This is a genomic window from Rhizobium sp. 10N427 (genome assembly GCF_056394605.1).
The window spans coordinates 125209-148722 of record NZ_JBFTID010000014.1 but is presented as its reverse complement, the minus strand read 5'-3'; the positions used below and the strand labels follow the sequence as shown (position 1 = coordinate 148722).

Annotated in this window: 28 protein-coding genes and 2 tRNA genes; 6 read left to right on the top strand and 24 right to left on the bottom strand. The window is 60.1% G+C overall.

Annotated elements, in window-relative coordinates; translation table 11 throughout:
* Positions 1 to 37: 37 nt before the first annotated feature.
* The 4 genes from AC1DIJ_RS24570 to AC1DIJ_RS24555 form a co-directional block, all read right to left on the bottom strand.
* The gene (locus AC1DIJ_RS24570) at positions 38 to 2026 is read right to left on the bottom strand and encodes a bifunctional 2',3'-cyclic-nucleotide 2'-phosphodiesterase/3'-nucleotidase (protein ID WP_112387933.1); all 1989 of its coding nucleotides are present in this window, start codon (positions 2024 to 2026) and stop codon (positions 38 to 40) included.
* Between the two features lie 141 nt (positions 2027 to 2167).
* A complete protein-coding gene (locus AC1DIJ_RS24565) occupies positions 2168 to 2503 on the bottom strand; it encodes a PilZ domain-containing protein (RefSeq protein ID WP_112387934.1) in 336 nt (111 codons plus the stop codon).
* Positions 2504 to 2587: 84 nt separating this feature from the next.
* Positions 2588 to 3469 carry a DMT family transporter gene (locus AC1DIJ_RS24560; protein ID WP_112387935.1) on the bottom strand — a complete coding sequence of 294 codons (882 nt, stop codon included), beginning with the start codon at positions 3467 to 3469 and terminating at the stop codon, positions 2588 to 2590.
* Between the two features lie 72 nt (positions 3470 to 3541).
* Complete coding sequence (locus tag AC1DIJ_RS24555; protein ID WP_112387936.1) at positions 3542 to 4003, bottom strand: Lrp/AsnC family transcriptional regulator; 462 nt, start codon at positions 4001 to 4003, stop codon at positions 3542 to 3544.
* A 157-nt stretch (positions 4004 to 4160) separates the two neighbouring features.
* On the opposite strand from AC1DIJ_RS24555, the gene ald reads away from it, so the two are divergent.
* Positions 4161 to 5279, top strand: coding sequence for an alanine dehydrogenase (gene ald, locus AC1DIJ_RS24550; protein WP_112387937.1), 1119 nt, complete (start codon positions 4161 to 4163; stop codon positions 5277 to 5279).
* 16 nt (positions 5280 to 5295) lie between these two features.
* On the opposite strand, the gene AC1DIJ_RS24545 is transcribed toward ald, so the two are convergent.
* The 6 genes from AC1DIJ_RS24545 to AC1DIJ_RS24520 all read right to left on the bottom strand — a co-directional run bounded on the left by AC1DIJ_RS24545 (position 5296) and on the right by AC1DIJ_RS24520 (position 10029).
* Positions 5296 to 5796, bottom strand: a complete 501-nt coding sequence (locus AC1DIJ_RS24545; protein ID WP_112387938.1) for a DUF1203 domain-containing protein — start codon at positions 5794 to 5796, stop codon at positions 5296 to 5298.
* 75 nt (positions 5797 to 5871) lie between these two features.
* The gene (locus AC1DIJ_RS24540) at positions 5872 to 6663 is read right to left on the bottom strand and encodes a M15 family metallopeptidase (RefSeq protein WP_112387939.1); all 792 of its coding nucleotides are present in this window, start codon (positions 6661 to 6663) and stop codon (positions 5872 to 5874) included.
* Positions 6664 to 6766: 103 nt separating this feature from the next.
* Entirely contained in the window at positions 6767 to 7327 is a 561-nt protein-coding gene (locus AC1DIJ_RS24535; protein ID WP_112387940.1) for a GNAT family N-acetyltransferase, read from the bottom strand.
* A 4-nt stretch (positions 7328 to 7331) separates the two neighbouring features.
* Positions 7332 to 8201 carry a 3-mercaptopyruvate sulfurtransferase gene (gene sseA, locus AC1DIJ_RS24530; RefSeq protein WP_112387941.1) on the bottom strand — a complete coding sequence of 290 codons (870 nt, stop codon included), beginning with the start codon at positions 8199 to 8201 and terminating at the stop codon, positions 7332 to 7334.
* A gap of 43 nt (positions 8202 to 8244) precedes the next feature.
* On the bottom strand, positions 8245 to 8982 hold the full coding sequence (locus tag AC1DIJ_RS24525; protein WP_112387942.1) for an alanyl-tRNA editing protein: 738 nt from the start codon (positions 8980 to 8982) through the stop codon (positions 8245 to 8247).
* A 6-nt stretch (positions 8983 to 8988) separates the two neighbouring features.
* Positions 8989 to 10029 (bottom strand): cysteine synthase A, encoded by a 1041-nt coding sequence (locus AC1DIJ_RS24520; protein WP_112387943.1) that lies wholly within the window; start codon positions 10027 to 10029, stop codon positions 8989 to 8991.
* Positions 10030 to 10246: 217 nt separating this feature from the next.
* Between AC1DIJ_RS24520 and AC1DIJ_RS24515 the strand changes: the two genes are divergently transcribed.
* Together AC1DIJ_RS24515 and AC1DIJ_RS24510 are read left to right on the top strand one after the other, a co-directional pair.
* Positions 10247 to 10903, top strand: a complete 657-nt coding sequence (locus AC1DIJ_RS24515; RefSeq protein WP_477831650.1) for a ChrR family anti-sigma-E factor — start codon at positions 10247 to 10249, stop codon at positions 10901 to 10903.
* A gap of 101 nt (positions 10904 to 11004) precedes the next feature.
* Positions 11005 to 11841, top strand: a complete 837-nt coding sequence (locus AC1DIJ_RS24510) for an SDR family NAD(P)-dependent oxidoreductase (RefSeq protein WP_112387944.1) — start codon at positions 11005 to 11007, stop codon at positions 11839 to 11841.
* Here AC1DIJ_RS24510 and AC1DIJ_RS24505 read toward each other — a convergent pair whose 3' ends face one another.
* The 6 genes from AC1DIJ_RS24505 to AC1DIJ_RS24480 form a co-directional block, all read right to left on the bottom strand.
* On the bottom strand, positions 11842 to 13149 hold the full coding sequence (locus tag AC1DIJ_RS24505) for an MFS transporter (RefSeq protein ID WP_477831649.1): 1308 nt from the start codon (positions 13147 to 13149) through the stop codon (positions 11842 to 11844). It abuts the gene before it with no gap.
* Positions 13150 to 13185: 36 nt separating this feature from the next.
* On the bottom strand, positions 13186 to 14445 hold the full coding sequence (locus AC1DIJ_RS24500) for an SAM-dependent methyltransferase (RefSeq protein ID WP_112387946.1): 1260 nt from the start codon (positions 14443 to 14445) through the stop codon (positions 13186 to 13188).
* Between the two features lie 80 nt (positions 14446 to 14525).
* Complete coding sequence (locus AC1DIJ_RS24495) at positions 14526 to 15380, bottom strand: DUF1365 domain-containing protein (protein ID WP_112387947.1); 855 nt, start codon at positions 15378 to 15380, stop codon at positions 14526 to 14528.
* The gene (locus AC1DIJ_RS24490; protein ID WP_112387948.1) at positions 15377 to 16723 is read right to left on the bottom strand and encodes an FAD-dependent oxidoreductase; all 1347 of its coding nucleotides are present in this window, start codon (positions 16721 to 16723) and stop codon (positions 15377 to 15379) included. Before AC1DIJ_RS24490 ends, AC1DIJ_RS24495 begins: the two co-directional genes overlap by 4 nt.
* Complete coding sequence (locus AC1DIJ_RS24485; protein WP_477831648.1) at positions 16720 to 18171, bottom strand: cryptochrome/photolyase family protein; 1452 nt, start codon at positions 18169 to 18171, stop codon at positions 16720 to 16722. The genes AC1DIJ_RS24490 and AC1DIJ_RS24485 overlap by 4 nt, the downstream gene beginning before the upstream one ends.
* A gap of 152 nt (positions 18172 to 18323) precedes the next feature.
* Positions 18324 to 18632 (bottom strand): hypothetical protein, encoded by a 309-nt coding sequence (locus AC1DIJ_RS24480; protein WP_112387949.1) that lies wholly within the window; start codon positions 18630 to 18632, stop codon positions 18324 to 18326.
* Positions 18633 to 18812: 180 nt separating this feature from the next.
* On the opposite strand from AC1DIJ_RS24480, the gene AC1DIJ_RS24475 reads away from it, so the two are divergent.
* Positions 18813 to 19133 (top strand): hypothetical protein, encoded by a 321-nt coding sequence (locus AC1DIJ_RS24475; RefSeq protein ID WP_112387950.1) that lies wholly within the window; start codon positions 18813 to 18815, stop codon positions 19131 to 19133.
* Here the strand turns inward: AC1DIJ_RS24475 and AC1DIJ_RS24470 are convergent, their stop codons facing one another.
* Positions 19134 to 19454 (bottom strand): hypothetical protein, encoded by a 321-nt coding sequence (locus AC1DIJ_RS24470; protein ID WP_162705968.1) that lies wholly within the window; start codon positions 19452 to 19454, stop codon positions 19134 to 19136.
* A 23-nt stretch (positions 19455 to 19477) separates the two neighbouring features.
* A tRNA-Asn gene (locus AC1DIJ_RS24465) sits at positions 19478 to 19552 on the bottom strand.
* 117 nt (positions 19553 to 19669) lie between these two features.
* Here AC1DIJ_RS24465 and AC1DIJ_RS24460 point away from each other — a divergent pair.
* A complete protein-coding gene (locus AC1DIJ_RS24460) occupies positions 19670 to 19969 on the top strand; it encodes a hypothetical protein (RefSeq protein ID WP_112387952.1) in 300 nt (99 codons plus the stop codon).
* Positions 19970 to 19978: 9 nt separating this feature from the next.
* Here AC1DIJ_RS24460 and AC1DIJ_RS24455 read toward each other — a convergent pair whose 3' ends face one another.
* The 5 genes from AC1DIJ_RS24455 to AC1DIJ_RS24435 all read right to left on the bottom strand — a co-directional run bounded on the left by AC1DIJ_RS24455 (position 19979) and on the right by AC1DIJ_RS24435 (position 22496).
* On the bottom strand, positions 19979 to 20983 hold the full coding sequence (locus AC1DIJ_RS24455) for an inorganic phosphate transporter (protein ID WP_112387953.1): 1005 nt from the start codon (positions 20981 to 20983) through the stop codon (positions 19979 to 19981).
* A complete protein-coding gene (locus AC1DIJ_RS24450; protein ID WP_112387954.1) occupies positions 20983 to 21624 on the bottom strand; it encodes a DUF47 domain-containing protein in 642 nt (213 codons plus the stop codon). The genes AC1DIJ_RS24455 and AC1DIJ_RS24450 overlap by 1 nt, the downstream gene beginning before the upstream one ends.
* 144 nt (positions 21625 to 21768) lie before the next feature.
* On the bottom strand, positions 21769 to 21936 hold the full coding sequence (locus AC1DIJ_RS24445; protein ID WP_477831647.1) for a hypothetical protein: 168 nt from the start codon (positions 21934 to 21936) through the stop codon (positions 21769 to 21771).
* A 58-nt stretch (positions 21937 to 21994) separates the two neighbouring features.
* The gene (locus AC1DIJ_RS24440) at positions 21995 to 22228 is read right to left on the bottom strand and encodes a hypothetical protein (RefSeq protein WP_112387955.1); all 234 of its coding nucleotides are present in this window, start codon (positions 22226 to 22228) and stop codon (positions 21995 to 21997) included.
* Positions 22229 to 22422: 194 nt separating this feature from the next.
* Positions 22423 to 22496, bottom strand: a tRNA-Cys gene (locus tag AC1DIJ_RS24435).
* Between the two features lie 159 nt (positions 22497 to 22655).
* Here AC1DIJ_RS24435 and AC1DIJ_RS24430 point away from each other — a divergent pair.
* Positions 22656 to 22889, top strand: a complete 234-nt coding sequence (locus AC1DIJ_RS24430; RefSeq protein ID WP_112387956.1) for a hypothetical protein — start codon at positions 22656 to 22658, stop codon at positions 22887 to 22889.
* 21 nt (positions 22890 to 22910) lie between these two features.
* Here AC1DIJ_RS24430 and AC1DIJ_RS24425 read toward each other — a convergent pair whose 3' ends face one another.
* Positions 22911 to 23054 carry a hypothetical protein gene (locus tag AC1DIJ_RS24425; RefSeq protein WP_162705969.1) on the bottom strand — a complete coding sequence of 48 codons (144 nt, stop codon included), beginning with the start codon at positions 23052 to 23054 and terminating at the stop codon, positions 22911 to 22913.
* Positions 23055 to 23514 lie beyond the last annotated feature (460 nt).

Genomic DNA, 23514 nt, shown 5'->3' with positions numbered 1-23514 from the left:
CGCTGCCGCCGGCCTCCTTCCTCAGATTGTCAGCGCCTTAGAGAACCAGCCGGAACTTGGCGAAGCCCTCGGTGGCATCGCCAGCTTCTTCAATCTTGGCGCCCTTGATGTCACCCAGGAACTGCTTCGCTTTCGGTCCGCTTTCAAAGACGGCGGTCGTGCCTGGCAGGGGCTTGAAGGTCCAGTTGCCGTCAGCCGACGGATTGATCGTGCCCTGATCGTGGATGAAGCGGACGATCACGTCGCGGTTCGTATCCGGCGCCTGGAATACCACCTTGTCGGAGGCGATCTCGGGGAACTTGCCGCCGCCGCCAGCGCGATAGTTGTTGGTCACCACCACGAACTTCTGCTTCGGATCGATCGGCTTGCCTTCGAATTGCAGGTTCTGGATGCGGTTCGAAGCCGCATTCACCGCCTTGCCGTCATTGTCGTACTTGCGCGGCTGCGACAGGTCGATCTGATAGGTGACACCGTCGATGACATCGAAATTGTAGGACGGGAAGTCGTTGTTCAGCAGCGGCGCATCCTTGGACCCCACCTTCACCTCGTTGAACATCCCGGCCGACATTTCCAGCCAGTTCTTCACCTGCTCGCCGGTGATGACGACCGCCTGCACGGTGTTCGGATAGAGATAGAGGTCGGCGACATTCTTGATCGCCACGTCGCCCGCCGGAACGTCGGTATAGTAATCGGCGCCGCCGCGGCCACCGGCCTTGAAGGGCGCTGCTGCCGAGAGAACAGGCAGATCCTTGAACTCGGTATCGGCAAGCATCTGCTTGATGTACCAGGTCTGCGCCTGGCTGACGATCTGTACCGAGGGGTCGTCGGCGACCAGTGCGAAATAGGAGTAGAGAGGCGCTGAAGTCTTGCCGACAGGTGTCCGCACATAGGCGAGCGTTGCCTCATGCTCGGCCTTGGCGGCTTCCACCACTTCCTTCTTGTCGGCGACGTCGGCCACCACCTTCTTGCTCTCGTCGCGATGATAGATCGGCCGCGCCTCGGCGGTGAAATCGACGATCTTCCAGCTCTTGCCGTCCTTCTCCAGCAGCAGGTCGATCAGCCCGAGATGCGATCCCCAGAAACCGGCCATCACAGTCGGCTTGCCATGCAGCGTGCCCTTGACCGGATCGGCATTGGCAATACCGTCCCAGGTCTTTGGACCGGGGAACACCAGATGCTGGTGGCCGGTGAAGATCGCATCGATGCCATCGACGGCAGCGAGATAGAGCGAGGCATTTTCCATCTTCTCAGATGGCGCCGTGCCGTCGATACCGGAGTGGGACAGCGCGATGACGATATCCGCACCCTCTTCCTTCATGGCAGGCACCCAGGCCTTGGCGGCCTCGACGATATCGCGGGTCTGCGCCTTGCCTTCAAGATTCTTGATATCCCAGAGCATGATCTGCGGCGGCACGAAGCCGATAAAGCCGATCTTGACCGGGCTTTCCTTACCGGCGCCGTCCTTGATCTGCTTTTCGACGATCAAGTAGGGCTTGAAGAACAGGTCGTCCTTCTTGGGATCGGAGGCGAGCTGGCCCTTCGTCAGGTTGGCGCAGACGAACGGGAAGTTGGCACCGCCGAGCACCTTGAACATGAAGTCCAGGCCATAATTGAACTCGTGATTCCCGAGCGTGCCGACCGTATAGCCGAGTGTGTTCATCGCCTTGATCACAGGGTGGACGTCGCCGTCCTTCATGCCATGCTGATAGGCCATGTAATCGCCCATCGGATTGCCCTGCAGCACGTCGCCATTGTCGATCAGCAGCGAGTTGGCAGCTTCCGCTCGGATCGAATCGATGATTGTCGCGGTGCGTGAAAGTCCCATCGTGTCGTTCGGCTTGTCGGCATAGTAGTCGTAGGGAAAGACGTTGACGTGAATATCCGTCGTTTCCATCAATCTCAGATGCGCCTGGTTGGCGGCGGCGCGGGCGGTGAAGGGATGGAGCAGGACGAAGGCCGAGGTCGCGGCGATTCCGCTGAGGAGAGACCTGCGGCTTATCGGGTGCAAATCGAGAATGGAAGACATCAAACACTCCTTCAAAAAATCACGCAACGCCCAGCCCGGGGTCGAACGTAGAATGATTTGCACGGGAGTGCATCCGTAAAATGACAGTGGGCGCGCCTGTTCTGTCGAGCGCGCCCACTGCCGTTCAACTCTCTGTGTCGTCTAGCGCGCCAGCACCGGCTTCACGTCTCTGTGGAAGAAACGGAAGTAGGAGGCGACCTGGGCGCGGGCGTTGGAATTCGGGTCGAAGTGGATGCCGAGGCGGCCGTTATGGCTCCAGCGGATGATGCCTTCGAGGGCCCCGAGGTCCTCGGCTTCGATGCGCACGCGGCTGCCGGACGCGGCGGCGACCGGCGTGCGAAGATCGACGGCGATGCCTGTCGTCGACAAGTTGACGATGCGGGCGTCGATTTCCTGGTTCAGGTAACGCAGCTTGCCGAACACGCGGCAATACTTGCGCTCCGACTTGCGGGTAATGATGTTGAGATTGCGGGTCATGCAGGGTCTCCGGATAGATATGCCGAGACCGTAGCAAGGAAAAATTGAAATCCTTTTAGGCAGTTAGATAAAATTGCACAAAATCTAATGTGCCTTTGCAGTCCGCCTGCCGACGACATGTTCGCGCCAGATGGTGAAGATGCCGGCGGCGACAACGATCACCGAGCCGATGACGGTGGTCAGGCTGATGCTTTCGCCGAAAATGGTGACGCCGAGGATCGAGGCGTAGACGAGCTGCAGATAGGTGAGCGGCTGCACGGCTGCCGCATCCAGCATGTCGTAGGCGCGGATCAGGAAATAATGGCTGGAAATGCTGGTCATGCAGACCAGCGCCATCCAGCCCCAATCGCCCGGCAGCATCCAGGTCCAGTAGAAGGGACCGATCAGCGTCATGGTGATGCCGCCGACGACGCCGGTATAGAAGAAGCTGGTCATCGAGCTGTCGTCGCGCGACACCAGACGTGTCGCGATGACATAGAAGGCGAAGATGAAGCAGGAGACGATGGCGAGCATCAGCTTGACGTCGAAGAACTCGCCCTCCGGCTTCAGGATCAGCAGGACGCCGAAAAGCCCGGCGCCGATCGCCGTCCAGCGCCGCCAGCCGACGCGCTCACCGAGGATCGGCATGGAGAGCAGGGCGATGATGATCGGCGTCGCCGCAAAGATCGCCTGCGAATGCGCCAGCCCGATGACCGCAAAGCAGGTAATGGCAAGCACGACCTGAACGGCAAGCAGAACGCCGCGCGTGACTTGCAGCAGCGGCCGCTTGGTGCGGGCAGTCTGCCGGATGCCGCCGCGCATCTTGGAGGCCAGCAGGATGGTGAACAGCGCAAAGGCCCAGTAGCGGATCATCGTCACAAAGATCGGCGGGTACAGGCCGCCGAGATGCTTGGAGATCGCATCCTGTGCCGAAAAGATCGTCAGCGCCAGAAGGACGAAGATATAGCCTTGCGTCTTGGATTTCATGTCTTGCAGTCAGGCAGTGGGAGTGTCCGCTTGCCACAAGCTTGGTCAGGATTCCCGGCGCTTTGCAAGGTCTCAGAAGCCGACATTCGGCCGGTCGAAGATTTCACGTAGCGCAAAGCTGGAGTTGATCTTCACGACATGGGGGAGCGCCGAGAGCCAATCGCGGTGGATTCGCTCGTAATCTTCGAGATCGCGGGCGGCGACCCGCAGAATGTAGTCGTACTCGCCCGACATCAGGTAGCAGACCAGCACGTTCGGACAGCGCCTCACTGCCACTTCGAATTCCGACAGCGTCTTGGCGAACTGGCCCGACAGCGAGATATGGACGATCGCGATCATCTTGTATTCGAGCACCTTATTGGAAAGGCGCGCGTGATAGCCGGCGATCGCTCCGTTCTTTTCCAGGATGTCGAGACGTCGAGAACAGGCCGAAGCCGAGAGGCCCACCTTGTTGGCAAGTTCGGCGTTGGTAATCCGGGCGTTTGCTTGAAGCGCTCTCAGAATCGCAAGATCGATACTGTCGAGTTCAGACATTCGAAGAACCTTCGGTTTGGGTCGATGAAACCGCACAATCTTCGAAAAATAGCTTTCAGGCAATACCTCTTTGCAAGGACATTTCGCAACGGCAGTGGTTGGATTCACCCATTGAAAACGTCCCGCGCCAAGCGGGCATATATGAGAGGAACGCCTAATGCGTGTCGGTTGCCCGAAGGAAATCAAGAACCATGAATATCGTGTCGGTCTGACACCAGCTTCGGTTCGTGAATATGTCGCCCATGGCCATGAAGTCTGGGTCGAAACCAAGGCAGGCGCCGGCATTGGTGCCGATGATGCCGCCTATGCCGCCGCCGGCGCGAAGATCGCTGCCACGGCAAAGGAAATCTTCGAAAAGTGCGACATGATCGTTAAGGTCAAGGAACCGCAGCCCTCCGAATGGGCGCAGCTCCGCGACGGTCAGCTTCTCTATACCTATCTCCATCTCGCGCCGGATCCGGAACAGACCAAGGGTCTGCTGGCCTCCGGCGTCACCGCGATCGCCTATGAAACCGTCACCGACGAGCGCGGTGGCCTGCCGCTCTTGGCGCCGATGTCCGAAGTGGCCGGCCGCCTGTCGATCCAGGCCGGCGCCACGGCGCTGCAGAAGGCCAATGGCGGCCTCGGCATCCTGCTTGGCGGCGTCCCCGGCGTTCTGCCTGCCAAGGTCACCGTCATCGGCGGCGGCGTCGTCGGCCTGCATGCCGCCAAGATGGCAGCCGGTCTCGGTGCCGATGTCAGCATTCTCGACCGTTCGCTGCCGCGCCTGCGCCAGCTTGACGATATCTTCAACGGCCGCGTCCACACGCGTTATTCCAGCATCCAGGCGCTCGAGGAAGAAGTGTTCTCGGCCGACCTCGTCATCGGCGCCGTGCTGATCCCGGGCGCTGCCGCGCCCAAGCTCGTCACCCGCGAAATGCTGTCGGGCATGAAGAAGGGCTCCGTCATCGTCGACGTCGCCATCGACCAGGGCGGCTGCTTCGAAACCTCGCATGCAACGACCCATTCCGAGCCGACCTATGAGGTCGATGGCGTGGTGCATTACTGCGTCGCCAACATGCCTGGCGCCGTGCCCGTCACCTCGGCGCATGCGCTGAACAACGCAACGCTGGTCCACGGCCTGGCGCTCGCCGACCGCGGCCTGCGCGCCATTGCCGAAGACAAGCACCTGCGCAACGGCCTGAACGTCCACAAGGGCCGCGTCACCTACAAGCCGGTTGCCGAAGCGTTGGGCTATGAAGCATACGCCCCGGAAAGCGTCCTCAACGTGGCGTAATTCCCATCACGTTACGTTAGATGAAGGCGCCGGCTTCGCGAGAGTCCGGCGCCTTTTCTATGCGGCACTGGAAGCAGTTGTTGCGTGCCGAGCGGACATGCACATAGGCGATACCAGGCCGCTCCAGCAGGCCACCGGCATAGGCCGGGATATCACGCGTCGGCGTTACCGCGCCGGTGCCGTAGACGATGCGGTTGTTTTCGGAGTAGCCGCGAACGATGTAGTCGGTACTGCTGAGAACGGGCGGGACGATCTCTTCGGCCTGGTAACGCTCGCAACGGCGCTTGTGCAGGAAGATCGGCCCGGTTTCGGCATAGGGCTGCATCTCGGGAAACGGCCGGTAGGCAAAAACCAGCAATTCTTCCCCGGCATCGATATTGCCAAGGCAGTGACGGCAGGGATGCCCGGGCCCATCGGACACCATCGTCTCCGGCAGGAAGCCATAGGAATCGGTGCCGCCATTCCAGAGCTGTTCGGCGTCGGCAGTCGGCATTGCGGAAAAACGGATATCGGTCATGGCAGTCTCCTCAGGGTTCCGCCATGAAATGCGCCTTTATCAGGAAGCGAACCACCCGATTCCTGTGAGGTTTCGCTAAGCGAGTTTGTCAGCGTCGAGAATTTTCGTGCCGTTGTCGAAGACCGATTTCAGGCCTGCAAACCCCAGGATCTGTGGCAGGGGCGCGAAACTCACTTCTCCGAACCGCAGTGTTGGGAATGTCTCGCTGCTATGAGCCGCATCCACAGCGACTTCTGACGGCCCGATATCCGTAACCTTCAGCCCCGGTATCTTGCCGACATCCGCGACCGTCACGAAAAGATCGCCGAATATGCTCTTCACATCCGCTGCGAGAGGATTGCTGTTCACGTTCATCGTCACGTCCTTGACCGACGGCGCGTCGTTGTCGATGAACTTCGCGATCTCATAGTGCATCGGATCGTTGAAAGCTTTGCCCCAGCGAAAGCCGTGGTGCTGGAAAACCGGCGCAAGCGGTGCGGTCGTGCAGCCAAGACATTTGTCGTCCGAGTTGAGGTCGATAGCGATCCCAAATGAGTGGTTGGATGGCTCCTTGCTCAGCGCTCCAGATACCGGCTTCTTCAGCCGCTGATAGAAAGCGCCTGCACAGCTGTCGATATGCTTCAGCAATCCGAGCCGCTCGATGTCCTCAAATGCTGCCAGCAGCTGGTTCTGACCGCGCTTGTGGAATTTGATGACGCCACCGTTGGTATGCGGGATTCGCCTTAGCTGCGGTACGGTAACGTTGACGACATCGGATGAGCTGAAGCCATCGATGAACGTGATCGGGTCGCCACGCCGCCAATCGTTATGCTGCGTCTTGAATTTCACGACCCCGAAAAGCGGGTGGTTGTAGATCCCTATCGGCATTGTCTTCCCTCCCTCTGATGAGGAAGAAAATAGCGCTTCGCAGATCGTTAATCCATCTTTAGTTGTATTTCAATCGACAACCCAGGGTGTATTTCGGTTGTGGTCAGCCGCGTTTCGCCAGCTCCAGCAATTCCTTGTCGCTCAGCGGCCGGACGATGCCCGTGCCGGTCGAGACCGGAGAGAAACCGAACATCTGGTAGAGCTGCAGGGCGCGGGGATGATCGAGATTGTTGGTTGTCGTCAGCACCCGCTTCGGGTTCAGCGTCCAGATCGCATAGAGTGCCTGGAGCAGGAACCATTTGCCGATGCCGAGGCCGAGCGCGTGCTCGATCAGGCCGAAATGCGACAGCTCGATCGTGTCCTCGTCCTGGCAGAAATACTCATAGAATCCGCCGGGTGCACCGTTGACATAGAGCACGCTGATATTGTTGCGCTTGTCGTGCAGCGTTGCGGTCAGCTGTTCATCGGTCAACCGGAGACGGTCGACCCACTGCCAGCGGGCCCCGACCTGCCGGTAGAGATGGCGGTAGAAGGGCAGCGGTATCTCGGTCGTCCGCATGATCGCCGTCTGGATATTGACAGGCATCGGCAGGCTCGCCTTCGGCGGCGAGGTCATTTCGAGGCGGGTGATGTGGGCGGATAGCGACGAAGGAGATTTTGCCATACGCTCAAGCCTTGATCGGATCGGGTGGGCCGGTGACGACAGGCGTGTCGTCGCGGCTGCCCCATTCGCTCCATGAGCCGTCATAGAGCTTGTTGTCGGTATGGCCGAGTGATTCCAGCGCCAGCGTTATAATTGCCGCGGTGATGCCGGAACCGCAGGACGTGACGACGGGCTTCGACAAGTCGATACCGGCGTCTTCAATCGTCTGCTTCAGTTCGGGCAGCGACTTGAAACGGCCCTGCGTGGCGAAGACTCCGGACGGAAGGCTGCGGGCGCCGGGCATATGGCCAGAGCGCATGCCTGCGCGCGGCTCGGGCTCGGCGGCGGCAAAGCGTCCGGCGCTGCGGGCATCGGCAATCTGCAGCGCGCCGCTCGAAACGATGTCGCGCATGCGATCGAGCGTGACCACGCGGGCCTCGTCATAGTTGGGTTTGAAGGTCGCAGCCGCATAATCGGGCTTTGCCGTTTCCAGCGGACGTCCCTCGGCCTTCCAGCCATCGAGACCGCCGTCGAGGACGAAGACGTTCTTTGCGCCCATCACCCGGAACAGCCACCAGACACGCGGCGAGGCAAACATGCCGATGCCGTCATAGACGACGATCCGGTCGTTCTCGCTGATGCCGAGCTTGCCCGCCTCAGTGGCAAAATAGTCGGGCGAGGGGATCGTATGGGGCAGGTTGGTGGAGTGGTCGGCGATCTTGTCCTGGTCGAAGCGGATCGCACCCGGGATATGGCCCGCCGCATATTCGGCATCGGCATCGCGCTTCTGCGCCGGCAGATAGAAGGAGGCGTCGAGGACGCGCAGATCCGGCTTTCCAAGCTCGCCCTGCAGCCAATCGGCCGAAACGACGAAGCGGCTCTTGTCTTCACGCATTCTGCTCTCCCTGATCTCTTGATGCAGCCTTTAAACGGCTGCCTTACGCCTCGTCGCCGGGAGCGCCGAAGCGAATGCGGAAGCGGCGGTTTTCCTTGCCCTTCTTCTCGATCTTGGCAATGTGAATCTGCCCGACTTCCTGCGTTTCCGACACATGTGTCCCGCCGCATGGCTGGCTGTCAATCGCGGAATTCTCGCCGATGCAGACAAGGCTGACGCGCCCGAGACCCATTGGCGGGCGCACGTTCTTCGACTTGACGATACCAGGGTTGCCGGCGAGCTCTTCGTCGGTGATCCACTGCAGATAGACCGGATGGTTCTGGTTCACCAGTTCCATCATCTTCGCCGTCACCTCGTCCTTGTCGATCGTCTCGCTCATATCGAAATCGACACGGCTTTCGTCTTCACCAACGGCCGCACCGGTGATCGGGAAGGAACAGACGACGGAGAGCAGATGGCAGGCGGTGTGCATGCGCATCAGCTTGTAGCGGCGCGGCCAGTCGACATGCAGCACCAGCTTTTCGCCGACTGCGGGAACCGGCTGCCCCTCCAGCGGTACATGGATGATGATATCCTTGGCAGCGCCGTGCTTCGTCTGGCCGAGTTCTATTTTCGAGCCGTCGGCGCGCTCCAGAAAGCCGGTGTCACCGGGCTGTCCGCCCGATGTCGCGTAGAAGCAGGTCTGGTCCAGTTCGATGCCCCCATCGTCGTGAACGGCGGTGACGACCGCCTCCGATGTCGAAAGGTAGAAGTCGTCACGATAGAGGGCATTGACTGGCATCGGGTCTCACGCTGCTGGTTCGTAGGGTATGTTGATATCTGCGGCGGACTTGATGAAGCCCGGAACCGGCAGGCCCTTGGACTTGAGGAAGTCGGCGTTGAAAAGCTTAGACTGGTAGCGGTTGCCGTAGTCGCAGAGGATTGTCACCACTGTGTGACCTGGTCCGAGATCCCGTGCGAGATGAACGGCACCGGCGATGTTGATCGCGGTCGAGCCGCCGAGGCAAAGCCCCTCATGCTCGACAAGATCGAATACATAGGGAAGCGCTTCGGCATCGGTGATCTGATAGGCGAAATCAGGCGTGAAATCTTCGAGATTGGCGGTGATGCGCCCTTGACCGATGCCTTCGGTGATCGAGGAGCCGGAGGATTTCAGTTCGCCGTTCTTGTAGAATTCGTAGAGCGCGGCGCCTTCCGGGTCGGCGATACCGATCTTGATGTCCTTGTTGAAGCCCTTCAGACCGGCCGCGACGCCAGCCAGCGTGCCACCGGAGCCGACGGCGCAGATGAAGCCATCCACCTTGCCATCGGTATCCTGCCAAATTTCCCTGGCTGTGGTTTCGATATGTGCCTGACGGTTGGCGACATTGTCGAACTGGTTGGCCCAGATGGCGCCGTTCGGTTCGCTCTTTGCCAGCTGTTCGGCAAGACGTCCCGAAACCTTCACGTAGTTGTTCGGGTTCTTGTAGGCGACGGCAGGCACTTCGACGAGTTCGGCGCCGAGCAGCCTCAAGGCATCCTTCTTTTCCTGGCTCTGCGTCTCGGGAATGACGATGACGGTGCGATAGCCGAGCGCCTTGGCGACGACGGTCAGGCCGATGCCGGTATTGCCGGCCGTGCCCTCGACGATCACGCCGCCCGGCTTCAGCAGGCCTTTCTTCTCGGCGTCGCGAATGATGTAGAGCGCGGCGCGATCCTTCACCGACTGGCCGGGATTGAGGAATTCAGCCTTGCCGAGAATGGTGCAGCCGGTCGCTTCTGACGCGCCCTTCAGCTTGATGAGCGGGGTGTTGCCGATCGCTTCGATCACGGAGGGGTAGAAGGTCATGGAATCTGCCTCTTTGGAGCTCTTACTGTAAGAACGGTCTTTTCCCTTCACAAGGCAGGGTTGGCAAGAAATGCTATTCCTCGCCATTGCCCGCGCCGGTAAAATTAGTCTTCAGTTTCGGGAAGTCTCGAAGTCGGCCCAAAAGTGGCGGGTGATCCGAAGATTGACTTTCCGCGTATGGACGACGACAAGCAATTGCGGAGCGCAGGAACAGGGCGTGGCCGAAACCGATATGGTTCATGAGCATATAGACAGTGTCGATGCATTGATGGCGCATTATGTCGCCGGTTCATTGCCAGAACCGGCGCGCGTGCTCGTGGCGTCCCACCTGGAACTGAAGCCGGATAACCGCGGCCTGGTGACGGATCTGGAACTGCTCGCCGGCGAAGCGCTCGAGCTGACGGATGGTACGCCGATCGCCGATCGCGACCAGCGCCTGAAGGCGATCTTTGCTTCAAAAGACATGCCATCGGCTGCCCGCCAATCGAACTCTGCCAAGCCTGTCTTCCCACGCCCCATCCGCGAGCTTGTCGGCTTCGATGCCGATACCGTGCCGTGGAAGACCAAGCTTCCCGGGTTCAAGGAATATTCGACGGATATAGATGGCTGCGAGGTTAGCCTGATGTGGATCCGTCCCGGCCGTGCGCTTCCGGCACATACCCACAAGGGCATGGAGCTGATCCTTATCCTCGACGGCGCTTTCATCGATGAACGGGGCCGCTTCGGGCCGGGCGATATTTCCGTTGCTGACGAGACTCTCAACCACCGGCCGGTCGCCGAGAAGGAGCGTCCGTGCATTGCTTTTTCCGTGCTCGACGCACCGATCAAGCTCACAGGGTCGTTCCGCCAGCTGATCGGCGATCTGATCGGCTGAAAGCAGCCACAATAGCGTGATATGAGCTTGAATCCGGGAGCACTCGGGGAACTTCCGGACGTGGTTTGGTGTTGAATCCGGCAGTCCTGGAGGTATTTCATATGCGCGATTTCATTGCCCGCCCCGAACACGGCATCGTCTGGATTTCAGGCGCCAGTTCCGGCATCGGCCGAGCCTTGGCGCTGAAGCTTGCAGGCGAGGGCTACAAGGTTGCCGTCACTGCCCGGGATCACGAAAAGCTCGCCGAACTGCAGTCCGAAGCCAACGGCCTTCCGGGCGGCATCATCGTTCTCGATGGTGACGTGACCGATGCCGAGGACATGGAACATGTGCTCGCCTCGATCGAATATGAACACGGCGCGCTCGCCATGGCGATCTTCAATGCAGGTGTCTATCTGCCCGTTCATGCCGAAGAGCTGCATATTGCCGACTTCGAGAAGACCTTTGCGGTAAACCTCTCAGGTGTGGTCAACTGTCTGGTGCCTGCCGTCAGGCACATGAAGGGCAAGGGGCAGGGGCAGATCGCCATCGTCTCGTCGGTGACGGGTTATGGCGGGCTGCCAACGAGCGCTGCCTACGGCGCCAGTAAGGCCGCACTCATCAATATGGCCGAGAGCCTGAAATTCGATCTCGACAAGATGGGAATCCGCATCCAGATTATTTGCCCGGGCTTTGTCGATACGCCGGCAACGCAGAAGAACGAGTTCCCGATGCCGTCGCTGATATCCGTCGAGGAAGCGGCGTCGGAGATCGCCGCCGGCCTCAAATCCCAATCCTTCGAGATCAGCTTCCCGAAGCGCTTCACCTATCAATTGAAGTTGCTGCGCATGCTGCCCTATAGCCTGTATTTCTGGCTGCTCAACCGCTCCACCGGCTGGAACGAACGGCCGGTCGGAAAGCACAGCCATCACCCCGTTACTCCACATCCGGCCGAGTGATCAGCGGCTTTCGATCCGATGGCGCAACTCGCGATGCTTCGCCTCGTCGAGCGGAAAATTCCACATCAATGCGACGGCGCCGAGCTTCAGTGCGATCGGCACCCATGCGTAGATGACGCCGAGCGCCGTCAGCGCAGCAGGCGCGTTCTCTGCTCCCTTCGCGGCATCGAAGCCGAACAACGCCAGGGTTGGAAACACCAGTCCGGCAGCCAGGGCCAACGAGGCCTTTGTCGCCAGTCCCCAGGCGGCGAAATAGAGGCCGCTGCGCTGTTCGCCCGAATTCGCCGTATCCTCGTCGATCACGTCGGCCTGCATCGCAGGCGGCAGCGACAGATCGAAGCCCAGCATCAGCCCGGTCAGGACACAGATAAGGCCGAACGAATAGACGGCACCCGACGGCAGCAGAGGTGCCACGGCAAACACCAGACAAGCGGCGATCATCGCCAGACACCAGGCGCGGTGCTTGCCTGCTCGTTTGGCGGCAAACGCCGCCAGCGGCACTCCGGCTATTCCGGCAAGGAAATAGGTGAAAAGCAACGGACCGCGTGCCTCGGGCATGCCGAGCCTCGCCGAGACGAAATAAAGAAACAGCGTGGCGGGGATGCCGTTGGCAAGCCCGTTCATGAAATAGGCGGACAGCAGCCGGACAAATGGACGATTGGCGGCGAGATAGCCGAGCCCCTTGCGCCAGCCGACGATCGCAGCCGTATGCTCCGAAGGTTCCGGGACTTTCCATAGGGTAAACGCGCCGATCAGTGGCAGCGAGATGGCGACGGCAATGCCGAGCACGGCCAATCCCGAAATCCCGCCCGCCGGATCAAGGCCGATTGCAAAGGGCAGGACGATGGCGATCAGGGTTCCCACCAGCGTTGTCGCTTCGCGCTGTGCGGCAAGTGACGTCCGCCCCGCATAATCGCTGACCAGTTCGGCGCCCCAGGCAGAGTATGGCACCAGCGCCAGCGTAAAGCCGAGGGATAGAAGGCAGCCCCAGAGACCGAGCCAGACCACCGTCGCACCGGCCGGCGGCGCATAGAGCGCTAGCGCCGCGATCGCCGCCACCGGTAGCGACAGCGCAAAGAAGAACCGCCGTCGCCCGAATCTCGGCCGGTAGCGGTCGGCAAGCACGCCGATGATAGGGTCGCAGACCGCATCGAAGACACGGACCAGCAGCAGCGTCAGCCCGACGGCCGCAAGCGGCAGGCCGAGCGTCTCGGTATAATAGGTCGGAACGACGGCGTAGAGCGGCAGGCCGAGCGCTGCGAGCGGGGCGGCGGGCAGCGCATAGGCGAGGCGGGTCGCGGCTGTCACATTTGCTCCATGCCGCTCGCCGCTCATCCGCTGTCGTCAGCTGCGCGAAAAGACGACCTGGCGGACGTCGATATTCTTGGCGCGGAAGCCTGCCTCGCAATAGAAGAGGTAGAATTCCCAGAGGCGCTTGAAACGCTCATCGAAGCCCATCGGCCGGACCCGCTCCCAGACATTCCAGAAGCGTTCGCGCCATTCGGCCAATGTCCGGGCGTAATCGAGGCCGAAGCCGAAATCCTTCACCAGCGACAGATCGACCCTGCGGCCGAGTTCCGCCAGATGGTCCTGCGTCGGCAGCATTCCGCCCGGGAAGACGTATTTCTGGATGAAGTCGGGATTGCTGCGATACTGATCGAAAGCCTCGGGTTTGATGGTGATGATCTGCAGCCCGGCCTTGCCGCCCGGCTTCAGGCATTCGCGCAGTTTGGAGAAATAGGCAGGCCAGTATTTTTCGCCGACGGCCTCGAACATCTCGATCGAGACGATCCGGTCGTAGAGCCCTTTCTCGTCGCGGTAATCCTGGAAGCGCAGCTCGACCCGGTCGGCAAGCCCCGCCTTGCGGATGCGCTCTTCGGCAAAAGCCAGCTGCTCGCGGCTGATCGTCAATCCTGTCACCTTGCAATTCATCTCGCTGGCGGCGAATTCAGCGAAGCCGCCCCAGCCGCAGCCGATCTCCAGAACATGATCGCCCGGCTTGATGCCGGTCGCTTCGGCGAGCGCCCGGTATTTGGCGTTCTGTGCCGACTGCAGATCGTTGGCGCCGGTGGAATAGAGCGCCGACGAATAGGTCATCGTCGGATCGAGCCACTGTTTGTAGAAGTCGTTGCCGAGATCGTAGTGGGCCGAAATGTTGCGCTTCGAACCGGTCTTGGTGTTGGTGTTCATCCAGTGGCGGATGCGCTCGAACACCCGCATGATGCCCTTCCTGCCGTTCGAATATTTCTCCGCCGCCTCGCCGTTGATCAGGAACAGTTCGAGGAAGGCGGTAATGTCGGGGCTCTGCCAGTCTCCGTCCATATAGGTCTCGGCCACGCCGATCGTGCCGCTGGTCATCGCCCGGCTGGCAAGGTTCCAGTTGTTCAGCTTGACGGCGGCGCGAGGACCTTCGATCCGGCCTTCGATCAGCGCCTTGCGTCCGTCCGGAAGTTCGAGCGCCAGCGCGCCGTGCTGCATCTGGAGGAGGCCGCGCAGCGCGAACTTCGCCTTCAGTGGCAGACCCTTCGAAAAGCGGCCAAGATTATCGGCCGTCAGCGCCAGTGCGCCGCGGGCAAAGGAATTCCAGTCTTCTGCAGTGGTCATGATCGGTTCCTCCAGCCGTTAGCCGGTTAAGGACAGAGATTGCATGAGCCAGCCCCCCGGCATTTCTGCGAACGCTAATGTCATTCAGCAGCTTCTGCAATATGGGATGGATGGCGCACACTTACCGGTGGCGGCGGGGCAGGGCGCGAGATGTATTTCGCCCCCTTGATCCAGAGCTTGAGCGCCTCCCAATGGATGCCGGCGACGATCTTGAAGGTCAGGAAGGGAATGCGCGCCGTCAGCCCGGCAAGGGTGGCGGTGGCGAGCGGCTTCATCGCGCCGGAGAAGGTCGCCGCGAGCAGCGGTCCCTGCCGATCTGTCTCCAGGATCCGCCAGCGGATCTCGTCGCCCGGCGGAAGCATGCGGAAGTGATAGTCCATATCCATGCCGATGAAGGGAGAAACATGGAAAAGCTTGCTGCAGCTCTGCCGTAGCCCGCTGTCCGAAAGCTCGCCAAGACCGACGGGGCAAACATAGGTGTGCCGCTCGCCAAAAGTGTTCCTGACCTCGTAGATCATGGCGATGAGGTCGTCGGACGCACCATAGGCATAATAGACAGAAATCGGATTGAAGACGTAACCGAGGATACGCGGATAGCAGACGAGCAGAATGCGCGCCGCCCTCTCGCCAAGTCCGGCGTCCTCAAGCAGCCGGTCGGCATAGGCGCGCAGCGGCATCCCGGCGGTACCGGTGTGATCGGCTTCGTGAAAAGCGACGAGGTTGCGGCTGTTGACGGAGAATACCGGCGACAGGCGGTCGGCTTCCGCAAGCCGGTCGAGATCGACGAGCAGCGAGAAGACCTTGTACTGGAAGCGGTGTCCGAAGGGCTTCATGCGCTGGTGCATGACGCTGCCGCAATAGAGCGCGGCGGCGGCATCCGGCGGCGGACCATTCCGCCCCATGCTCGCGCCATGCTTTTGCGGGCGGACAGTCATGCCGCCGCGTCCAGAAGAGGTTCGCGGGAAGAAGCCTGGATGGCCCGCCAGGGGATCACCCCGCCCAGGGCTTCCGCCGCCGCCAGGCCGGATACGAGTCCATCCTCATGGAACCCGTAGCCCGTCCAGGCGCCCGCGAAATAGCAATTGTTGTTTCCCTGGATCGACGCGATCTCCCGCTGGGCCGCCATGCCTTCCGCCGAGAATTGCGGATGCTCGTAGCTGAACTCGGCAAAGACCTTCGCCGGATCCGGCTCGCGCCCGGGATTGAGCGTCACGAAGAGCGGCAGCGTGGGATCGATGCCCTGCAGCCGGTTCATCCAGTAGCTGACGGCAACCTCGGCGCGGCCATCGTCCTCGCTGGAGCGCAGGTAGTTCCACGATGCCCATACCTTCTGCCGCTTGGGCATCAGCGACAGATCGCGGTGCAGCACGACGCGGTTCGGCTGGTAGGGTACGGCCCCGAGCAACCGCTTCTCGCGATCGGTGGCATCGACGAGCATTCTCGCCGTCTGGTCGCTGTGCGAGGCGAAGATCACCTTGTCGAAATGCTGCTCGTTGCCACTGTCGTCGATCACGGTCACGCCATCAGCGTTACGCATCACGCCGCGCACGCCGCAGGAAAGCTTCAACCGGCTGCCGAGCGGCGCCAGCAACTTTTCCAGATAGTTGCGGCTGCCGCCGGTCACCGTCCGCCACTGATGCTGCTTGGTATAGATCAGCCGGTGATTGTCGAAGAAGTTGACGAAGTGCTCGGCCGGAAACTGCATCATCCGCTGCGACGGCGTCGACCAGATGGCAGCCGCCATCGGCACCAGGTAATTGTTGGTGAACCCGGGGGAAAAGCCGCGCCAATCGAGATAATCGCCGATCGAGCGTGATGCCAGATGGCCGGCGGCGCGGTCTTCCAGGCAGGTCTTGTTGAAGCGCAGGATCTCGCGGATCATCAACAGGAAGGACGGGCGCAGCAGATTGCGTTTCTGCGCAAACAGCGAAGAGAGACCGCAGCCGCTCCACTCAAGACGGCCCTCGTCCAGCGACAGCGAGAAGCTCATGTCGCTGGCATGCGTTGCGACGTCGAGCTCGGCAAACAGCGCGGTGAGATTGGGGTAGTTGCATTCGTTATAGACGATGAAGCCGGTATCGACAGAAATGTGCTTCCCGTCATAATCGACATCGACGGTCGCCGTGTGCCCGCCGGGGCGGCTGTTCTTTTCGAACAGCGTGACGTCATGCACCGGATTGAGTGCCCAGGCAGCCGAAGCACCCGAAATGCCGGAGCCGATCACGGCGATTCTCAAGCGTTCCTGCGGCGGCCGGGCGATGTGAAAATGCGCGTTCATGCAGCGTCCTTTATGGCGTTGTAAGCTTTCAGCGCGCGGTCGCGGGCGGCGGCGTGATCGACGATCGGTTTGGGATAGGTGTCACCAAGAATGATGCCAGCTTTCTCCAGCACCGCAGCCGGTGCATCGAAGGGGCGGTGGATGTATTTGGTGTCGAGCTTTGCGAGCTCGGGGATGAATTCGCGCACATAAGTGCCGTCGGGATCGAACTTTTCTCCCTGCAGCACCGGATTGAAGATGCGGAAGAATGGCGAGGCATCGGCGCCGGAGCCCGCGACCCACTGCCAGTTGGCAGCGTTGCTCGCCGGATCGGCATCGACAAGCGTGTCGCGGAACCACTTTTCACCGCGCCGCCAGTCGATCATCAGATCCTTGATCAGGAACGAGCCTGTGATCATCCTGACGCGATTGTGCATGATGCCGTGGCGCCAGAGCTGGCGCATGCCGGCATCGACGATCGGATATCCCGTCAGACCACGCGTCCAGGCGTCGAAATGCGCCTTGTTGTTATGCCATTCGAAACCGTCGAAACGATTGTTCCAGTTGGCGTAAGGCAGCTTCGGAAAGTGGAAGAGCAGATGATAGCAGAATTCCCGCCAGGCAAGTTCCTTGCGGAAATGCACGAGATCATCCGGAGAGACGCGCTTCGACAATCCCCGCGTCGCATCCCAGATGCGGGCAGGCGATATTTCTCCGAGTGCCAGATGCGGGGACAGCATGGAGGTGGCTGTAACCGAGGGGAAGTCGCGATCCTTCTTGTAGCCGCTGAGGCGATCGTCGACGAAATCGGCAAGCTTCTCCAGCGCCGCGTCCTCGCCAGGCGTCCAGACCTCGTCGAAGGCCGACGCCCAGTTCGGCTTCACCGGCAATAGCTTCCAGGAGGCGAGGCTGTCGGATTGCGGCCAATGGCTGGGGAAGGCGATCTTCTTCGGCGCTTCCAGCGGATGCGGCGGCTCTCCGGAGCCCTCCAGCGCCCGCCAGAAAGGCGTGTAGACCCGGTAGGGCGTGCCGCCGCCGGTCTTCAGCTTCGAAGGCTCGTGTAGCAGCTGCCCGGCAAAGCTCTGCGCCTGTACAGCCTGCCGTTCCAGCTCGTGCTTGATACGCGTGTCGATGGCGATCCCGGGCGGATCGTAGCGGCGGTTCCAGAGCACCGTTTCGGCACCCGTCGATTTGATCAGCGCGTGCAGCACATCGAGCGCGTTGCCGCTCAAAAGCACAAGTTTACTGTGATGTTTTTGAAGCGAGCGGTCGAGTGCTTCAAGAGAGTGGTGAAGCCACCAGGCCTGGGCAGCGCCAAGCGGGCCATTGCCCGACGATTCGGGCTCGYGGATATAGACAGGGATAACACGCTTTCCCGAGGCGCAGGCCTCGTGCAGCGCGTGATTATCGTCAAGACGCAAATCCTTGCGAAACCAGACAATAACCGGTTTTTCCACTGCCTTCGCCAACGCCGTCATTCCCTGTTCTGTTCTTTTGGTCTGCTACGCACTTACGGCGCCTCTGGATCAAAAGTTTCAGACGGAGAGACAGTTTTATTCACACGTCAGGCGGACATGAAAAAGGCCGGTCGAAACCGGCCCTTTCCGGGGAACTATGTCGGTCAGTTGTCATACTCGCGGCAGCGATCGCTGATCGACGCTCCACCCTGACCGGCACGGCTATCGACAACGCCCTGCTGCGGCATATTCGGGCAATCGAGCACGCCGCGCGGCTCGCCGATGCTCTCGGTCGTCACCGGATCGACCGGCTCGACCCGCACAGGATGCGTGCCGTTGTTATCAACGCTCATATCGGACGAATAGCGCGGTGCATCCGGTGCCGTCGTATCGTAGGCCGGTGCCGATTGCGCGAAGGCGGGTGCGGCAAGGCCGATCGCGAGCAGCGATGCTGCGGCAAATGTCTTACGCATGGAGAAACTCCTCCTATTCTGCTTCTTCACTATGGGTGACCAAGGCGAAACCCGTGGGGCGAGCCATTGTTCCGAAATTTCCCGTTGAAGTTTCAGTCCGCAAAAGCCGGTGTGGTTACGCGTAAACCTTAACACGCGAAGCCGCTGGCCACGGCTTCGGCCGCGTGATTAGGAAGCGCCATGTCGCATGATGCGGCGCGTGGGGTTCAGGTGGTCATTTCCTTTATCGAAGCAGCGGATATGTCGTTCAAAGCCGCCCTGTCGGTTGCCCTGACGATCGGCGGCATGATGGCGGCCACTGCTATCCTGAAGAGCGAATCTGCTGAGAGCCAGCGTCTTGACCTGTCGCGGCCGGTCCTTTGGACGGCTGAACCGGTCCGCGTGCCGCCGCCGCTGAATTTCGCGTCGAGTGATGGCGAAGACAGCGGGCGCTTCTGCGTCAGCGAGATCGGCCTGCGCATCGATTGCGATCTGATCAACACGGCATCGTCGTCGCTCTGATCAGAGCGTGCCGCCATCCTTGTAATAGCTTGGATATTGCACGAACTCCGGATCGCGTCCGCTATCGCCATCGGTGCGTTCGGCTTTGCCTTCGCGCGTTTCGGCATAGCCGTGGCTGATCAGCCAATCCTGCACGATATGGCGCATCGCTTTGTCGCGCTCGGTTATGCCGAACTCCGCCATGAACCGCTGAAGGGCTTGCTCGCACCGTTCTGAAAAATCCTCTGCCATCAGATGGTAAGCGGCGAGGGCGGGGTTTGTTCCACACATCGAAGTGCAGAAAAAAGAAGAGCCGGTTCGCTGACGAACCGGCTCATTCAATCTATCAGCTATGCTGATGAATCTGGCTCCCCGGGCCGGATTCGAACCGGCGACCTGTCGATTAACAGTCGAATGCTCTACCGCTGAGCTACCAGGGATCACCGCTTGCCGCGGTGTGAGTGGGCTAATACAAATGCTTGTTCGATTTGCCAAGCGGTTTTTTCAAAAAAATGACATCTGCTTGCAATTGCTGCACTTATCCCCATCTCCTGTGGATGACTGACGGGAAAAACAACACTGGAAATTCGCGCGCCAAGCACTTTGGCATCGATCATGCGACCGGCGAGCTCGTTCTTGGCTCCTGGCGCATCCCGCTGCCGCGCTCGCGCATGGCGCGGATCGGCATCGGACTGCTGCTGATTGTCTGTGGCTTCCTGGGGTTTCTGCCCATCCTCGGCTTCTGGATGCTGCCGCTGGGCTTCATCGTGCTGTCGCACGATCTGCCTTTGGCGCGCCGCTGGCGCCGCAGGCTGTCGGTCTGGTGGCACCGGCGGGGCAGGCCCGCCGGTAGCTAAAGTCTGGAATCAGGCGAAGAAGCCCGCGGCCCAGTAGAACAGCGCCGAGATCAATGCCGCCGCCGGCAGCGTTACCACCCAGGCGATGACGATATTGCCGGCAAGCCCCCACCGCACCGCTGAGACGCGCTTTGCCGCGCCGACGCCGATGATGGCGCCGGTGATCGTATGCGTCGTCGAAACCGGAATGCCGAGCCATGTCGCGCCGAACAGCGTCAGCGCTCCGCCGGTCTCGGCGCAGAAACCCTGCATCGGATTGAGCTTGGTGATCTTCGATCCCATCGTGTGGACGATTCGCCAACCACCGAAGAGCGTACCGAGCGCCATCGCCGTCTGGCAGGAAAGCACCACCCAGAGCGGAACGTGGAAGCTGCCGCCGAGATAGCCCTGCGAATAGAGAAGCACGGCGATGATGCCCATGGTCTTCTGCGCATCATTGCCGCCGTGGCCAAGCGAATAAAGCGAAGCGGAGACGAACTGCAAGATGCGGAAGGTGCTGTCGACGGCAAACGGCGTCTGCCGCACGAAGATCCACGAGACGGCGAGCACCAGGAACAGCGCCAGCAGAAAGCCGATCATCGGCGACAGCACGATGGCTCCTGCCGTTTTCAGCAGGCCGCCCCAGACGATCGAGCTGAAGCCGACCTTGGCGAGGCCGGCGCCGACGAGACCGCCGACCAGTGCATGCGACGAGCTCGACGGTATCCCGAAGACCCAGGTGACGATGTTCCAGATGATCGCGCCCATCAAGGCCGCAAAAATCACCAGCGGGCTGACGATCTCGGGATTGATGATACCGGTGCCCAGCGTTTCCGCCACATGCAGACCGAAGAACAGGAAGGCGATGAAATTGAAGAACGCCGCCCACATCACGGCATATTGGGGCTTCAAAACACGAGTCGAGACGATTGTCGCGATCGAGTTCGCCGCATCGTGCAGTCCGTTCAGGAAATCGAAGAACAGCGCGACCGCGATCAGTCCGATCAGCAGCGGAAAGGCGAGGGTGGCATCCATCAGACGTTCTCGATCACGATGCCGCTGATTTCGTTGGCAACGTCCTCGAACCGGTCGACCACCTTTTCGAGCTCGGCATAGATCTCGCTGCCGATGATATAGGCCATCGGGTTGGAGGCGCCGTGACGGCGGAACAGGTCTTTCAGACCGAGATCGTAAAGCTCGTCCGACTTGCCTTCGACCCGAGTGACTTCCTCAGCGATCGATGTCAGCCGCTGCGCATTGGCGCCCATCCGGTCGAGAAGCGGAATGGCCTCGGCAATCAGATGTGCCGCCTTGACGATTTCCTTGCCCATCTCCTGCATACCGGGATCGAAGCTCTTCTGTTCGAACAGGCGGATGGTCTTGACCGTCTTGTGCATCATGTCGATCGCGTCATCGAGCGACTGGATCAGATCCTTGATGTCGCCGCGGTCGAATGGCGTGATGAAGCTGCGGCGCACGGCCAGCAAAACTTCGCGGGTAATATCGTCGGCCTCGTTTTCCAGCGTGACGATGCGGTTGCAATGCCGCTCGGTATCGTTTCCGGCCAACAATTCGTTCAGCGATTCCGCCGCGCCGACGACGGTGCGCGAGTGCTGAGCAAAAAGATCGAAGAATCGATCTTCGCGCGGAAGAAGTTTGCGAAACCAGCTTAACATGGCGACCCCGTGAGTGCTTGAGTTGTCACGCAACTGTCACAAATGGGGTCCTGTTGCAATAAAAGCCGGGCCGAACATACCGCGCCAGCAGGCTTTTCCACGCGTTTGAGGCAGGTTTCACACAGCCTCGGGAATACGATTCTCTTAATGAAGGTCGAGTGTCAGCTGCCGGTTCTTGATCTGAGGCAGGGGCAGGCCGATATCGATCTTGCCGAACACGCGCCGTCTGCGCTCCTCGTCCTTTTCCCGCTCGGCGCGGCTGGCAGCCACGGTCGCAAGCGCATTCTCAATCACCTGTTCGGCATGGGTCATAGGAACCTCCGTTTTATGTTCCTATTTTGTTCTCATTTAAGCAAATAGTCAAGTCTGCTCATTCACCGAAGTAGAACAGCGGCTCGCGGGTCAGTTCGCCGTTGCCGATATGGCCATACAAGTCCTGGCCGAGGATCCAGTAGGCAATTTTTTGCGTCGTCAGGGAGAAAACATAGTCTCCGTCGATCCAGTGCTCGGCCTTGCTGCCGCCGATTGGGAACAAAAACTTGCCTGCTTGAAATAGGACCGCTTTCTCAGACTTATGATCGAAAATGTATCTCGTTTTCGCCATGTGTCATCCCGCTTCTATACGCAGGATGCAACGTCACATGGGATTTTGATCATGTCTATATTATCAGAAGTAGAGTCTGATTATATTCACAGATAAGCTTTAGCTTAAACAGCATTATCCCAAAAATGGATAATACATCACCGGCCGCAGGGGCGGGGATGTATTCCGGCAATACAAGCTTGGATTGTTGAGTTTGGAGGCCTCGCCCGGAATTGAACCGGGGTACAAGGATTTGCAGTCCTCTGCGTCACCACTCCGCCACGAGGCCATCCGTGAACGACTTGTTCAGTGGTGGCGCGGATTTAGAATGATCCAAAGGAAACCGCAAGAGGTGTTTTTCGAAAAATCTTGACCGGCAACAACTCGTCCACCGTCAATCGGCATCCAGCGCCCTTGATCATTCAGCGAATCCGCTCATTATCCATATATGAGGAATATCTCAAAACCCTTTGTCACCAAGGATGATCCCGACCGCCACATTCGGTGCCAGGACGCGCTTCAGTTCGCGTTCCGCGATTTGATCGAGGCGGCGGTTGCCGCCGGATGGAGTGAGCAGGAAGCGCTGGATGCCGTTGGCTATCTTGCCGAAGGGCATATGCAGGAGCGGGTGGCGAGGGCGGATGCCGCGGCATTGGCGGCGCTTTTGAAGACAATGCGCTGATCCGCGCGGCTATCCAACGCCTCAATTCGATCTTTGAAGCGCGGCAATCGGCGAGACGCCACCTGTGGTGACGCTGGGTGCGGCAGAGCCGATCAGTGGAATACAGAGAATGATTGCGACGAAACCGCCGATAAAGCAGGCGCCGAGTATCAGGGATCTGTTCATGCCTATTCCGCGTTCGCTTCGATTGCGGCCTTTATCGCAAGCGAAGCTGACATGTTCCTGAAACGCTGTTCAGGGTTTTGGTGCGGATTTCAGATAAAGATAGGCGCCGATGGCAAAAAAGCTAAGCGTCAAGCCCGGCCAGGCGATGAACACGGTCGTGTAGCCGCATGCTCCAGTGAAGCAATCTCCGAGCGTTCCCGCTAGGGATAGCCGCATGGACAAGACGCCCGCAAGAATGACGCTTGCGGCGGCGATCAGCAGCAGAATGAAAATCGTAAAACCCGTGCTTCGCATTCGAACCTAAAGAGCGGGCCTACTGATTCCTGCCTGCTGCGCTGTGATTGTCCTCAACTCGTCCGGCTGTTGACCAGCCCGCAGCAAAGAATGCCGACGAGCGCCGCACCGATGAACAAGTCGAAGAGTGTGAAATGCACGAACATGGCAGACATGGCCTGCTCCT